General features: G+C 73.7%; 11 protein-coding genes. 6 read left to right on the forward strand and 5 right to left on the reverse strand.

Annotated elements, in window-relative coordinates; genetic code table 11:
• Positions 1 to 65: 65 nt before the first annotated feature.
• Positions 66 to 1,124, reverse strand: a complete 1,059-nt coding sequence (locus Sm713_RS22680) for an ABC transporter substrate-binding protein (RefSeq protein WP_212911380.1) — start codon at positions 1,122 to 1,124, stop codon at positions 66 to 68.
• 256 nt (positions 1,125 to 1,380) lie between these two features.
• Positions 1,381 to 2,034, reverse strand: coding sequence for a GAF and ANTAR domain-containing protein (locus tag Sm713_RS22685; RefSeq protein WP_212912201.1), 654 nt, complete (start codon positions 2,032 to 2,034; stop codon positions 1,381 to 1,383).
• Positions 2,035 to 2,375: 341 nt separating this feature from the next.
• Between Sm713_RS22685 and Sm713_RS22690 the strand changes: the two genes are divergently transcribed.
• A complete protein-coding gene (locus Sm713_RS22690) occupies positions 2,376 to 3,923 on the forward strand; it encodes a CYTH and CHAD domain-containing protein (protein WP_212911381.1) in 1,548 nt (515 codons plus the stop codon).
• Positions 3,924 to 4,043: 120 nt separating this feature from the next.
• On the opposite strand, the gene Sm713_RS22695 is transcribed toward Sm713_RS22690, so the two are convergent.
• Both Sm713_RS22695 and Sm713_RS22700 read right to left on the reverse strand, forming a co-directional pair.
• Positions 4,044 to 4,451: a CoA-binding protein gene (locus Sm713_RS22695; protein WP_212911382.1), complete on the reverse strand. Its 408-nt coding sequence runs from the start codon at positions 4,449 to 4,451 to the stop codon at positions 4,044 to 4,046.
• 97 nt (positions 4,452 to 4,548) lie between these two features.
• A complete protein-coding gene (locus tag Sm713_RS22700) occupies positions 4,549 to 5,106 on the reverse strand; it encodes a hypothetical protein (protein WP_212911383.1) in 558 nt (185 codons plus the stop codon).
• A gap of 124 nt (positions 5,107 to 5,230) precedes the next feature.
• Here Sm713_RS22700 and Sm713_RS22705 point away from each other — a divergent pair, with 124 nt between their 5' ends.
• From Sm713_RS22705 to Sm713_RS22725, 5 genes are all read left to right on the forward strand, one after another.
• On the forward strand, positions 5,231 to 5,920 hold the full coding sequence (locus Sm713_RS22705; protein WP_212911384.1) for a TetR/AcrR family transcriptional regulator: 690 nt from the start codon (positions 5,231 to 5,233) through the stop codon (positions 5,918 to 5,920).
• 34 nt (positions 5,921 to 5,954) lie between these two features.
• The gene (locus Sm713_RS22710; RefSeq protein ID WP_212911385.1) at positions 5,955 to 6,581 is read left to right on the forward strand and encodes a YigZ family protein; all 627 of its coding nucleotides are present in this window, start codon (positions 5,955 to 5,957) and stop codon (positions 6,579 to 6,581) included.
• A gap of 115 nt (positions 6,582 to 6,696) precedes the next feature.
• Entirely contained in the window at positions 6,697 to 7,860 is a 1,164-nt protein-coding gene (locus tag Sm713_RS22715; RefSeq protein WP_212911386.1) for an exonuclease SbcCD subunit D, read from the forward strand.
• The gene (locus Sm713_RS22720; protein ID WP_212911387.1) at positions 7,857 to 10,850 is read left to right on the forward strand and encodes an AAA family ATPase; all 2,994 of its coding nucleotides are present in this window, start codon (positions 7,857 to 7,859) and stop codon (positions 10,848 to 10,850) included. Before Sm713_RS22715 ends, Sm713_RS22720 begins: the two co-directional genes overlap by 4 nt.
• A 158-nt stretch (positions 10,851 to 11,008) precedes the next feature.
• Complete coding sequence (locus Sm713_RS22725) at positions 11,009 to 11,854, forward strand: SDR family oxidoreductase (RefSeq protein ID WP_212911388.1); 846 nt, start codon at positions 11,009 to 11,011, stop codon at positions 11,852 to 11,854.
• 97 nt (positions 11,855 to 11,951) lie between these two features.
• On the opposite strand, the gene Sm713_RS22730 is transcribed toward Sm713_RS22725, so the two are convergent.
• On the reverse strand, positions 11,952 to 13,643 hold the full coding sequence (locus tag Sm713_RS22730) for a DUF885 domain-containing protein (protein ID WP_212911389.1): 1,692 nt from the start codon (positions 13,641 to 13,643) through the stop codon (positions 11,952 to 11,954).
• Positions 13,644 to 13,653: the final 10 nt, after the last annotated feature.

The following is a 13,653-nucleotide window of genomic DNA, read 5'->3' on the forward strand; positions in this document are numbered from 1 at the left end:
CTCGTTCTCTCCGTCTTTCTCGTTCTTCTCGTCGTTGCTTGCTTCTTCTCGTCCTCAGGCCGTCCTCAGGCCGCGAGGTACTTCTGGAGGTCGTCGAGCACCGAGTTGGCGGCGGTGACGCCGAGCCCCAGGTACCAGGTCTCGTCGGGCACGTCGTGGGCGTGGCCGTCCTTGACCGCCTTCAGGTTCTTCCACAGCGGGTTGCCCTGGGCCTTGCTCTTGTCCGTGGCCTTCGGGGCACCGTAGACGCCGGTGAAGATCCAGTCGGCGTCGGCCTGGTCGATGTTCTCGGCGCTGATCTCGGCGGCCAGGTCCTGGATGTCCTGGTTCTTCGGACGCGGGATGCCGATGTCCTTGAGGATCGTGCCGATGAACGAGTCGTTCGCGTAGAGCCGGATCACCCCGTCGGGCATGTAGCGGACCATCGACACGGTCGGCTTGTGGGCGCCGAGCGTGTCTCCGAGGGCCTTCGCGCGCTTCTCGTACGCGGCGAGCTGGGCCTTGGCCTGTGCGGTCTTGTCGAGGGCGGCGGCGTTGAGGAGGTAGTTCTGCTTCCACGTGAAGCCGGGGCGGATCGAGAAGACGGTGGGCGCGATCTTCGACAACTCGTCGTACGAGGCCGCGGCGCGCAGCTGGCTGCCCAGGATCAGGTCCGGCTTGAGGGCCGCGATCGCCTCAAGGTTGAGGCTGTTGATGGTGCCGATGTTCTTCGGGTGCCCGGCGTCCTTCTTGAGGTACGACGGCAGCTGCGGCGAGCCCTCGGACAACGCCACGCCGACCGGCTTCACGCCCAGGGAGACGACGTTGTCGAGTTCGCCGACGTCCAGCACGACGACGCGCTCGGGCCGTGCCTTGATCTCGGTGCTGCCCATGGCGTGCTTGATGGTGCGCGGCCACTGGCCGGGCCGGGCGTCCGTGCCGAGGGCGGCGGTCTTCTCCGCGGCGTCCCCGAAGTCCTTGCCGCCCTTCGCGACGGACTTGGAGTCCTTCGCCGCAGAGCCCGCCCCCTCGGAGGCGCTGGACCCGATGCCGCTGCCCGAGGACCCGCTGCCGCATGCCCCGAGGGACAGCGCGGCGGCGACGGCCAGAGCGACTGCGGCCGTGCCGCGGCGCCAAAGAGACATGTGACAGCTCCTAGCTGAGGTGCATCTCAAGTTATTAGGTGAGCCTTACCTTACGTGGTGAGGGTGTGCAGGATGCAAGAGGGGTGTGTGACCGCCGGCCGTCGCGGCGGCGCGCCACCCACCGCCACGGCTCCAGCGGGTGTGGGCGGCGCGACTTGGGGGACTTGGGGGGTGAGGGCCCGGTCGGCGGCGCTCCCCTAGGGGGCCGGCCTGGCCTAGGCTCCTCCGGTACGGAACGAGTGCCGGGGAGCCGCCCTCATCCCAGGCGCCCCCTCTCGGAGAGCTGCCGGGCGACCTCGCGGAGTTTGATGTTGTGATCCTGCGAGTAGCGCCTGAGCACGTCGAAGGCCTGCTCCTCGGTGAGGCGGCGGCTGCCCATGAGGATGCCCATGGCCTCACCGATGACGTGCCGGGTGTCGAGGGCGTGCTGCATCTGGGCATGCGTGCGGGCGCCGGAGAAGGCCACCGCCGCGTGCGAGGCCAGGACCCACCCCGCGGTCTCGCTGGCCTCGGTGAACGCGCCGGGCAGGTGCGAGTAGAGGTTCAGCGCGCCGAGGTCCTCGTCCTCCGTGTACAGGAGGAACCCCATCATGCTGCCCACCTTGAGCTTCCGTGCCTCGGGCGCATAGGACGGCCAGCGCGGCTGCTCGTCGGTGAGATCGGCGATCCGGAAGACGCGATCGTCCGTGGGGCCGTAGGCCGCGTCGAAGCACGGGCCCTCTGCGAGGCGCTCCTGGAGCTGATCGCTGTCGATGACCATCTGGTCGGTCGGTGCCAGCGTCTGCACCGCTCCCCCCTGAAGGATGAGGATGCCGGCCGCGTCGCAGCCCTGGACGAGCTCGACGGCCGAGCGGGTGATCCTTTCGAGCGTGGTGTTCACCGTGTCCTGGGCCAGGAGATCGCGCGCCATCGTGGCCAGCTGCTGCGCGAACGCACGCCAGTCCAGCCCGTCCTCCGTCTCGCCTGCCAAGGTCCCCTCCTAGGGTCTCCTCCTGTCCGCCCTGCTCCCCGTACCCGCGGACCCGGACGACTGCCCCTGCTTCCGGGCACGTGTGGCTTTGCGGTACCCCCTGGCCGGCCGGTCACCGCCGTGAGGTACGCGGGCCGCCAATTCACCGCCTCCTTGGGCGGGTTGGTGGTCTGCGCCCCGAACGGCCGAGGGGCTCGCCGGCGGGCGGTCCACGCCCGGGGAGTGAGCAAAAGCCTTGAACGTGCCGGTTTGAGTCCCCAGTTCGTGTCAACCGGTTCTCCATGGCTGAGTCGAAACGAGAGACAGAACGGAAATACGCGGCACCGTCGGCAGACAGCGTCTCATGGCTGCCCGACCTGACCGGTGTGGGACCGGTCACCTCGCTCGCGGAGCGGGGGATCCAGGACCTGGACGCCGTCTACTACGACACCGACGACCTCAGGCTGACCCGCTCCGGCGCGTCCCTGCGGCGCAGGACGGGCGGCACGGATTCCGGCTGGCACCTGAAGCTGCCCCTGGCGGGCGACAGCCGTGAGGAGATCACGGCACCGCTGTCGTCGCAGGACGTCCCGGGGGAGCTGGTGGAGCTCAGCCTCTCCCGCACCCGCGGAGCACCGCTGCGGCCGGTGGTGCGGATCCGCTCCACCCGCTCCCTGCGCCACCTCCTCGACGCCGAGCACGCCATCCTGGCCGAGCTGAGCATGGACGCGGTACGCGCCGAGGCGCTGCTCGACGGCGGCGGGCACACCGGGTGGACGGAGATGGAGGTCGAACTCCCCGGCGACGGGGACCCCGTGCTCCTCGACGGCATCGAGGCGGTGCTGCGCGAGAACGGCGTCGACCGCGCGCAGAGCCCGTCCAAGGTGGCCCGCGCCCTGGCGGAGACGACCCCCCTCCTGGACGTCCTGGGCGGTACTCCGGACGCGCGCGCGAGCGCCGCCCGGGGCTCGGCCGGTGAGCACGTGCTCGCCTACGTGGACCGCCTTGCCGGTCGCCTGATCGACCTCGACCCGGCCGTGCGGCGCGGCTTGCCCGACGCCGTGCACCGGATGCGCACCACGGCCCGCCGCCTGCGCGGCTGCCTGCGGTCCTACCGCTCCGTCCTCGACCGTGAGGCCACCGACCCCATCCGGGCCGATCTGAGCTGGCTCGCGGGGGAGCTCGGCGCGGAACGCGACCACGAGGTGCTCCACGAGCGGCTGGTCTCCGGCGTCCGGGAGCTCCCCGACGAGGTGGTCCTCGGCCCCGTCGCGGGGCGCCTGAAGATCTGGCACGAGGCGGAGTGGACCGAAGGCCGCCAACGCACCCTCGACGCACTCGCCTCGCCCCGCTACCTGGGCCTGCTGGAGAAACTGCGGGCCCTGACCGACGACCCGCCGCTGCGTGCCAAGGCCGCCGGCAAGCCCGAGAAGGTCCTGGCCAAGGCACTCCAGAAGGAGTACGGCCGGCTCGTCCAGCGCATGGACCATGCGCTCGACATGCCTTCGGGCCCTGAGCGCGACGCCGCGATCCACCACGCGCGCAAGGCCGCCAAGAGGCTCCGCTACGCCGCGGAGGCGGCCCATCCGGCCCTCGGCAAGCCCGCGCGGCGCCTCGGCAGGCGCGCCAGGGCGGTGCAGCGGGTGAGCGGAGCCCAGCACGACAGCGTGGTGACCCGATCCGCCCTGCGGCGGCTGGCGATCTCCGCGCACGCGGCGGGCGAGCCCGGCTTCTCCTGGGGGCTCCTGCACGGTCGCGAGAGCGCCGCAGCCGCTTCCCGGGAGCAGCAGCTCCCCGAGGCGTGGGCTCGCACCCGCGCGGCTGCCCGGCACAAGGCTCTCCGCGGCTGAGCGTCGGGAGGGGCCACGGCGTTCGCGCGGCCGGCGAAGCGAGGAAATGGCGCTGGTGGGCACCGTGTTTGCGATGCCCACCAGCGATCCGCCGCTCACGGATCAGCAAACCCCGCGGACCTAGGCCATGGCCCGGTACTCGATCGCCGGGCACCGGTTCATGACCATCTCCAGGCCCGCGGCGCGCGTGCGCGCGTATGCGGCGTCGTCGATCACGTCGAGCTGGAACCACACCGCCTCGGCGCCCTTGGCGACGGCTTCGTCGGCGACGGCCCCGGCGAGGGTGCTGTTCACGAAGACGTCGACCACGTCGACGTCGAAGGGAATCGCATCAAGAGACGGGTACCCCTTCTCCCCGTGCACGGTTTCGGCCTTGGGGTGGACCGGGACGATCCGCTTGCCGTGGCGCTGCAGGAGCTGCGCGACCCCGTAGGCCGGGCGCCGCTCGTTCGACGAGAGACCCACGATCGCCCAGGTGTCGCCGAGCTCCGTGAGGATCTTGCGGGCTGTCTCCCGGTCGTTGCTCATGTCGTTCCCTCCGTTGCCATCGATACCCATGTGAGGGAAAGCAAGGGGTGGCGACGGGCCATTCCCGTCCGGGTCAGGCCCTGCGGGCCGGTCCGGGTCAGGCCCTGCGGGCCGAGCGGGACAGGCGGATCGCCGAGACGAGGAAGAAGATCCCTCCGAGCGTGGCGTAGCCGGCGAGGGTGGTCAGCGAGGGGTTGTCCTGTGAGGCGCCTCGGATGAAGGACGCGCCGGCCAGCACCGAGATGCCACCACTGACGATCATGGCCCACTGGCCGCCCAGCGGCCGGCGCGCGACGCCCACGAGGAGCTGGACCAGGCCGGAGACGATCGCCCACGCGCCCCAGACGCGCAGCACGCCGGCGATGCCCGAGGCGCTTGCCACCCCGATGCCGACGGCGGCGAGCGTGCTGATGGCCATGTTGGCGTACAGGCCCTTGAGCGCCCCGGCAGCGCGCGCCGACCGGGCGTCGACGACGGCCGCGACCACGTCGAAGACGGGATAGAGGACCAGCAGCAGCTTCACCCCGGTGGTGAAGTGGGAGCCGGACACCACGAGGAGCGCCGCCCACGCGGCGGCGAAGACGAAGCGGATGACGTACAGCCGGCGCAGTGCGGGTGTGACGCTGACGTGCTCGGCAGAGGCGACGGATGCCATGGGGTTCTCCAGCGAGTGAGGGGATGGGAAACCTCATCCCTAGGTAGAGAGAACGGTCTCTCTCTATTTCGTAGACTGGCACACTCCGGCCTCCTAAACAAGAGAGACCGTTCTACCTGCTATATTGGGGGGCGTGAAGCAGACGGAAGCTGGCAGGAGGGTCTCCGAGGCCCGAGAGCGACTCCTGAGGACCGCCGGGCAGCTCTTCTACGCGGAGGGCATCCGCTCGGTGGGCGTCGACCGCCTGGTCGCCGAGTCGAAGATCACCAACGCCACCTTCTACCGCCATTTCCGCAGCAAGGAAGACCTGGCCGTCACCTACCTCGAAAGCGTCGACCAGGCGATCCGCTCCGAGATCGACGCCCTGGTGGCCGCGGACCTTCCGGCCGACGACATCCTGCGGGGCATCGGTGCGTCCCTGGCCGAGCAGATCCGCTCGCCCGGCTTCCGCGGATGCGCCTTCCTCGACGCGGCAGCCGAGTTCCCCGATCCCGACCACCCGGTCCGCCGGGCCGTCGCGCGACACCGCGAGTGGTTCCTGCGGACGATCACCGCGCTGTTCGCCAGGTTCCCGGGCGCGCCCGCCGAGAACGCCGGACGGCACTTCGTCATGATCCGCGACGGCGCGATGAGCACCGGCCACCTCGACGACCCCGTCCAGGTCGGCGAGACCCTGCTGCACGGCATCGATGGAATGCTCCGGATCCACGCCGGCCGCGGGCGCGACGAGGGCGCCTCGCCCGTGCCCGAGCAGGCACCTTCGGCGGGCACGGCGATCGACGGCATCGACTGCTTCCCGCCCGCCGGCCCCTGATCACCACCGCCGGGCCTGCGCATACGCTGGGCGGATGCCGGACGAGTACCGCACCGTCGCCCGCGAGGGCAGCCACGAGACCGACGTCAACCGCTCGCGCTTCCTGTGCACCCTCGCACCCGCCGGCACCGAGCAGGAGGCCCAGGAGCTGATCGCGCGCGTCCGCGCCGCCCGCGCGGACGCCAACCACAACTGCTTCGCCTACGTCATCGGTGCCGACGCGTCCGTGCAGAAGGCGAGCGACGACGGCGAGCCGGGCGGTACGGCCGGCGTCCCCATGCTGCAGATGCTGCTCCGCCGCGACATGCGGTACGTCGTCGCCGTCGTCACGCGCTACTTCGGCGGGGTGAAACTCGGCGCCGGCGGCCTCATCCGCGCCTACGGCGGCGCCGTAGGCGAGGCACTGGACGCGCTCGGCACCGTCACGCGCAGGCGCTTCCGCCTCGCCACCGTCACCGTCGACCACCAGCGCGCGGGCCGCCTCCAGAACGACCTGCGCGCCACCGGGCACGACGTACGCGACGTGCACTACGGCGAGGCGGTCGACCTCACCGTCGCGCTCGCCGACGCCGACGTCCCCGCCTTCCGCGCCTGGCTCGCCGCGGCCACCGCGGGCGCCGCGCGCCTCGAACTCGGCGGCGAGGCCTACGGGGAGGGCTGACGCCGGGTGGGGACATCCGCGGCCGGGCGGGTCCGGCGGCGACGGGTGCCCGAGACGCCCGGGCGGCCACAGGGATCAGAGGTGCCGTCAGTGGCGGCCGATAGGGTCGGGGACCGTGAGGTTTCTGCATACGTCGGACTGGCACCTGGGACGGTCGTTCCACCGGGCCAGCCTGCTGGACGCCCAGGCCGCGTTCGTCGGCCACCTGGTCGACACCGTGCGCGAGAGGGCCGTGGACGCCGTGCTCGTCGCCGGTGACGTGTACGACAGGGCCGTACCGCCGCTGGCGGCCGTCGAGTTGTTCGACGACACCCTGCACCGGCTGGCCGGCCTCGGCGTACCGACCATCATGATCTCCGGGAACCACGACTCGGCCCGCAGGCTCGGCGTCGGGGCCGGGCTGCTCGGCCGCGCCGGCATCCACCTGCGCACCGACCCCGCCGGCTGCGCCACGCCTGTGTTGCTGCGAGACCGGCACGGGGAGGTCGCCTTCTACGGCCTGCCGTACCTCGAACCCGCGCTGGTGAAGGACGAGTTCCAGGTGACGGGGCCGAGCCACGAGGCGGTCCTGGGCGCCGCGATGGACCGCGTACGCGCCGACCTCGCGGCCCGGCCCGCCGGCACCCGCTCCGTGGCGCTCGCGCACGCCTTCGTCACCGGCGGCGAGGCCAGCGACAGCGAGCGGGACATCACGGTCGGCGGCGTCGCCGCGGTCCCCGCGGGAGTCTTCTCCGGCGTCGACTACGTCGCCCTCGGCCACCTGCACGGCTGCCAGACCATCAACCCCCGCGTGCGCTACGCCGGCTCCCCGCTCGCGTACTCGTTCTCGGAGGCCGGCCACCGCAAGAGCACCTGGCTCGTCGACCTCGCGGCCGACGGCGGAGTGACCGCGGAGCGCGTCGACTGCCCCGTGCCGCGTCCGCTCGCCCGGATCCGCGGCCACCTGGAGGACCTGCTCGCCGACCCCGCGCTCGCCGAGCACGAGGACGCCTGGGTGGAGGCCACCCTGACCGACCCCGTGCGGCCCGCGGAGCCCATGGCCCGGCTCACCGAGCGCTTCCCCGGCGTCCTCAGCCTGCTCTTCGCCCCCGAGCGGCCCCCCGGCGACCCCGACGAGTCCTACGCACGCCGCCTCGCGGGCCGTGACGACCAGCAGATCGCCGAGGACTTCATCGCCCACGTGCGCGGCACCGGGCCCGACGAGGACGAACGCGCCCTGCTGCGCGACGCGTTCGACGGCGCCCGTGCCGAGGACGCCCTGCGCGAGGTGGTCAGGTGAGGCTCCACCGGCTGCGGATCACCGCCTTCGGCCCCTTCGGCGGGAGCCAGGAAGCCGACTTCGACGCGCTGTCGGCCGCCGGCCTCTTCCTGCTGCACGGCCCGACCGGCGCCGGCAAGACCTCCGTCCTCGACGCGGTGTGCTACGCCCTCTACGGCTCGGTGCCCGGCGTGCGGCAGGGCGGCGGGCTCCGCAGCGACCACGCGGACGCCGGCACCCGCACCGAGGTGTGCCTCGAATTCACCGTCGCCGGACGGCGTCTCGAAGTCACCCGGCAGCCCCCGTGGGAGCGCCCCAAGCGGCGCGGCAGCGGCACCACCACCGACAAGGCGCAGAGCGCCCTCAGGGAGTACCGCTCGGACGGCGGCACCTGGCGCGACCTCAGCCGCTCCCACCAGGAGATCGGGGAGGAGATCGGCATCCTGCTCGGGATGAGCAAGGAGCAGTTCTGCCAGGTCGTCCTGCTGCCCCAGGGAGACTTCGCACGGTTCCTGCGGGCAGACGCCGAGGCCCGCGGCCGGCTCCTCGGCAGGCTCTTCGACACCCGCAGGTTCGCCGCCGTCGAGCAGCACCTGGCCGAGCGCCGCCGCTCCGGCGAGGCGGCCGTCCGTGACGCCGACACCGAGTTGCTGGCCGACGCCCACCGCATCCAGCAGGCCGCCGGCGACGCCCTCGAACTCCCGCTGCCGGATGCCGCACCCGGTGACCCCGGTCTCGCGGAGACCCTGCTCACCTGGGCCGCCGTCGCCCGCGGCAGCGCCAGCGAGCAGCTCGCCGCCAGGGCGGCCGCCCTCACCGCCGCCGAAGCCGCCGGGAGCGCCGCGGCCCAGCAGCTCGACGGCGCCCGCGAACTGCACCGCCTCCAGCGCAGGTCCGCTGCCGCCCGCGAGCGCGCGGAGCACCTCGCGGCGACGGCCGAGGCACACCACCGCGACCAGCGGGCCATGGAACGCGCCCGCAAGGCCGAGACCGTCGCCCCCGCGCTCCAGCTCAGGGACGCGGCAGCCGCCGAGCACCGCGCCGCACGCGAGGCGGAGGCACGCGCGCGTGCCGTCCTGCCGGCTGAGCTGTCCGGCGCCGGCGCCCCGGGCCTCGCGACCGCCGCACGGAGGGCCGCTGAAGAGCTCGGCGGCCTGGAGACCGCCCGGCGCGCCGAGGCCCGTCTCACGGAGATCACGCAGGAGCGCACCGCACTCGACCGCCAGGAACGCGCCGACGACGACCTGCTGGAGGAGTCCGGCAGCTGGCTCGCCGGCTGGGAGCAGGCGCATGCCGCGCTGAAGGCGGATGTCGACGGCACCCAGGAGGCCGCCGCCCGCACCGAGCAGCTGGCCGGACGGCTGGAGGCGGCCGAGGCGAAGCTCGCCGCCGCCCGCCGCCGCGACCGCCTGACCGGCGAGGCGGCCGGAGCCCAGGCCCAGGCGCTCGCCGCCCGTGAACGCGCCGGCGCCGCCCGCGAGCACTGGCTCGACCTGAAGGAACAGCGGCTGCGCAGCATCGCCGCCGAACTCGCCGCCGGACTCGAGGACGGCCGCCCCTGCGACGTCTGCGGCTCCACCCACCACCCCGCCCCCGCCCGCAAGGCCGCCGGCCATGTCGACGCCCGCGCCGAGGAGGCCGCCCTCGCCGGACACCAGCGCGCCGAAGAGGTCCGCGCCGAGTGCGAGCGGACGCTGAGCCGCACCCGCGAAGCCCTTGCGGCGGCCACCGCAGAGGCGTCGGCGACCGCCACGGCCGACCTCGCCTGGGAGGCCGACGACCTGCGGCGGCAGCACGCCGAGGCACACCGCGCCGCGTCCGGCGCCCACGCCGCCCGCGAGGCACTCGCCCACGCCGAGCAGGAGCACGGCCGGCGGCTCGACGCCCAGCAGGAGGCCGCGCGCCGCGCCGCCTCCCGGGCCTCCCTGCGCGACGTGCTCGACCGCGAACGGACGGCCCTGGAGGCGGAACTGACCCGCGCGCGCGGGGACGCCGGCAGCGTGGCCGCCCGCGCCCGCCGCCTGGAGGACCAAGCCGCCCTCCTCGCGGAGGCCGCGGAGGCCGCTCGCACCGCCGAGGACACCGCCCAGCGGGTCAAGGACGCCGACGCACGCCTCGCCGACGCCGCCTTCCGCGCCGGATTCGACACCCCGGAGGCCGCCGCCGGCGCGCTCCTCGACGCCGCCGGCCACCGCGAGCTGCAGCGCCGCCTCGATGCCCGGCACCAGGAAGAGGCCGCCGTCCGCGCCGTGCTCGCCGAACCGGACACCGCCGCGGCGGCGGAACGCCCCCCGGCCGACCCCGGCGCCGCCGAACGCGCCGCGGAGGCCGCCGAGCTGAGGCTGCGCCAGGCGGCCTCCGCCCACGACGCCGCCGCCCGGCGCCGCGCCGAACTCGGCCGCCTGTCCGCCCGCGCCGCCGCCGCGGCCCGCCGGCTCGCACCGCTGCGCGCCGGCCACGACCGCGTCGCCAGGGTCGCCGCGCTGACCGCGGGCACCTCCGCCGAGAACGAGCGCAGGATGCGCCTGGAGTCCTACGTCCTGGCCGCCCGCCTGGAACAGGTCGCCGCGGCCGCCTCCAGCCGGCTCCAGCGGATGTCCCAGGGCCGGTACACCCTGGTGCACTCCGACGACCGTTCGGGCCGCGGCCGCTCCGGTCTCGGCCTGCACGTCGTCGACGCCTGGACCGGCCGCGAGCGCGACACCGCCACCCTGTCCGGCGGCGAGACCTTCTTCGCCTCGCTGGCCCTCGCCCTCGGCCTCGCGGACGTCGTCACGGACGAGGCCGGCGGCGTCAGGCTCGACACCCTCTTCATCGACGAGGGCTTCGGCAGCCTGGACGACCAGACCCTCGACGAGGTCCTCGACGTCCTGGACGCCCTGCGCGAGCGCGACCGCAGCGTCGGCATCGTCAGCCACGTCCCCGACCTGCGGCGCCGGATCCACACCCAACTGGAGGTGGTCAAGGGGCGCGAGGGATCGTCCGTGCGGCAGCGGGAGGGCGGACGCTGAAGGGATCAGGCGCCCCAGGCGCCCGGCCCGGCCTACGTGCATGGGCCGGGCGCATGGGCCGGGCATACGGGCCGGGTGGCCGCCGGGTGCACGAGCCGGGTGACCGGGCGCGGAAAACCGGATGCGCGCCCGCCCGGCCGCCGCCATGATGGCCGACCATGCCTCCCTACTCCCCGCTCCCCGCCGCCGAACTCCGCCGCGACCCGCTGCCGCTCCGCGGCCGTACCGCGCTCGTCACCGGAGCCAGCCGCCGCCACGGCATCGGCTATGCCGTGGCCCGGAGGCTGGCCGCCTACGGCGCGAGCGTCTACGTGCACCACCACGTGCCGCACGACGCCGCGATGCCCTGGGGCGCCGACCGGGTCGAGGACGTGGTCGCAGGCGTCCGGGAGGCACTGGCCGACCCCGCCGCGCTGGTCGCCGACGGCCCCGGCGACCTCGCCGATCCTGCCGCGCCCGCCGAACTCGTCGGCCGTGCCGCCGCCGCGCTCGGCGGGCGGCTCGACATCCTCGTCGCCAACCACGCCCTCAGCGCCTCCGACGGGCGGCTCGACACGATCGACGCCGCCATGCTCGACGCGCACTGGGCCGTGGACGCCCGGTCGGTGATCCTCCTCGTCCAGGCCTACGCCCGGTTGCGCGACGCGCTCCCGCCCCGGGCCCCCGGCGGCCGGGTGGTGATGATGACCTCCGGCCAGGACCACCACGGCGGCATGCCGGACGAGCTGGCCTACAGCCTCCAGAAGGGCGCCCTCGCCTCCGTCACGGGCTCCCTGGCCACCACGCTCGCCCCGAGCGCCGTCACCGTGAACACCGTCAACCCGGGGCCCGTGGACACCGGCTACCGGACGGGCGACGACCACGCCCGGATCGCCGCCATGTTCCCCGGCGGGCGCTGGGGCATACCCGACGACCCGGCCCGGCTGATCGCGTGGCTCGCTACCGACGAGGCGGCATGGATCACCGGCCGGGTCATCGACTCGGACGGCGGGTTCGCCCGCTGATCGTTGAGGCGGCTACACAGGCCGGACGGGGCGGCACCGGAGCCCGCGGGTCTCCCGCCCGCGGGCCAGCGGGCCGGGGACCCGGAGCGGTGGCCGGTTACAGCTTGGACAGCTCCTCCACCAGATCGTCGAGGCCCAGCGAGCCCTGGGAGAGGGCCGCCATGTGCCAGGCCTTGGCGTCGAAGGAGTCGCCGTGCCGCTTCCTGGCGTTCTCGCGGCCCAGCAGCCAGGCGCGCTCGCCCAGCTTGTAGCCGATGGCCTGGCCCGGCATGGACAGGTAGCGGGTGAGCTCGCTCGCCACGAAGTCCGCCGGGCGGCTGCTGTGCTTCCCGAAGAACTCCTGGGCCAGCTCGGGCGTCCACGTCTCGCCCGGGTGGAACGGCGAGTCCGCCGGGATCTCCAGCTCCAGGTGCATGCCGATGTCGACGATGACCCGGGCGGCCCGCATCATCTGCCCGTCAAGGTGGCCGAGCCGCTCCTCCGGGTCGGTGAAGAAGCCCAGCTCGTCCATGAGCCGCTCGGCGTAGAGCGCCCAGCCCTCGCAGTTGGCGCTCACCATGCCGAGGGTCGCCTGGTAGCGGGAGAGGGATTCCGCGACGTAGATCCACTGCGCGAGCTGGAGGTGATGCCCCGGCACACCCTCGTGGTACCAGGTGGACACGAGGTCGTAGACCGGGAAGCGGGTCTGGCCCATGGTCGGCAGCCAGGTGCGGCCCGGTCGCGAGAAGTCCTCCGAGGGCTCCGTGTAGTAGGGCGCGGCGGCGCTTCCCGCGGGGGCGATGCGGGACTCCACCCTGCGGATCGGCTCGGCAAGCTCGAAGTGGGTGCCGTCCAGCTCGTCGATCGCGCGGTCCATCAGGCTCTGCAACCAGTCGCGGACCTCGTCGACGCCCTCGATGTGCCGCCCGTGCTGGTCCGCGTGCGCCAGCGCCTCCCAGGGGGTGGCGGCGCCCGGCAGGATCTTCTGCGCCTCGGTCCGCATCTCGCCGAGCAGGCGGTGGTACTCCGCCCAGCCGTACGCGTAGGCCTCGTCGAGGTCGAGGTCCGTGCCGTTGAAGTAGCGCGCCCAGCGGGCGTAGCGCTCCCGGCCGACCGTGTTCGGGGCGCCCTCCACGGCCGGCGCGTACACGCCGCGCATCCAGTCCCGCAGCGCCAGCACACCGTCGCCGGCGGCCCTGGCGGCCTCGGCCAGCTCGACGCGCAGCGCCTCGGGGGCGGCTTCCGCGAACTCCACGAACCAGCTCCGGCCGGTGTTGTGCGGGTCGGCCCACTCGGTGAGCTGCTCCACGAAGGTCGCCGTGGGGCGGGGCCCGGCGAGCAGCTTGCGCTCGAGGCCCAGCGCGAGCGTGGCGCGGTAGCCCTCGAACGCGGCCGGCACCGCCCGCAGCCGCTCGGCGATCGCCGCCCAGTCCTCCTCGGTCTCGGCCGGGGTGACCGTGAACACCTGGCGGACCGCGTGCACCGGCGAGTGAATGTTGCTGACGGCACGCAGGTGCTCGTCCACCTCGTGCACGGCGAGCTCGGCGGTCAGCCGTTCGCGCAGCAGGCGGGCGCAGCGGCGCTCGACGTCCTGGTCCGCGCCGGGCGCGTGCTCGGCCTCGTCGAGCCGGGCCAGCGTCCGCCGGGCGAGCTCCGCGCGGGCCTCCTGGCCGGCGGGGGAGTAGTCGGGCAGCTTGCTGTGGCTCTCCTTGACACCGAGGAAGGTGCCGGTGACGGGATCGAGGGCGATGTACTCGTCGACGTAGGCGTCGGCGACCGCTCGGGGCAGCGTGATCTTCGACTCTGACATGGAGCCATCC

Source organism: Streptomyces sp. TS71-3 (genome assembly GCF_018327685.1).
Lineage (GTDB): Bacteria > Actinomycetota > Actinomycetes > Streptomycetales > Streptomycetaceae > Streptomyces.

Coding starts and splice junctions, on each gene's coding strand:
- Sm713_RS22680 (WP_212911380.1), bottom strand. CDS start 1,124: ATGTCTCTTTGGCGCCGCGGCACGGCCGCAGTCGCTCTGGCCGTCGCC.
- Sm713_RS22685 (WP_212912201.1), bottom strand. CDS start 2,034: ATGGCGCGCGATCTCCTGGCCCAGGACACGGTGAACACCACGCTCGAA.
- Sm713_RS22690 (WP_212911381.1), top strand. CDS start 2,376: ATGGCTGAGTCGAAACGAGAGACAGAACGGAAATACGCGGCACCGTCG.
- Sm713_RS22695 (WP_212911382.1), bottom strand. CDS start 4,451: ATGAGCAACGACCGGGAGACAGCCCGCAAGATCCTCACGGAGCTCGGC.
- Sm713_RS22700 (WP_212911383.1), bottom strand. CDS start 5,106: ATGGCATCCGTCGCCTCTGCCGAGCACGTCAGCGTCACACCCGCACTG.
- Sm713_RS22710 (WP_212911385.1), top strand. CDS start 5,955: ATGCCGGACGAGTACCGCACCGTCGCCCGCGAGGGCAGCCACGAGACC.
- Sm713_RS22725 (WP_212911388.1), top strand. CDS start 11,009: ATGCCTCCCTACTCCCCGCTCCCCGCCGCCGAACTCCGCCGCGACCCG.
- Sm713_RS22730 (WP_212911389.1), bottom strand. CDS start 13,643: ATGTCAGAGTCGAAGATCACGCTGCCCCGAGCGGTCGCCGACGCCTAC.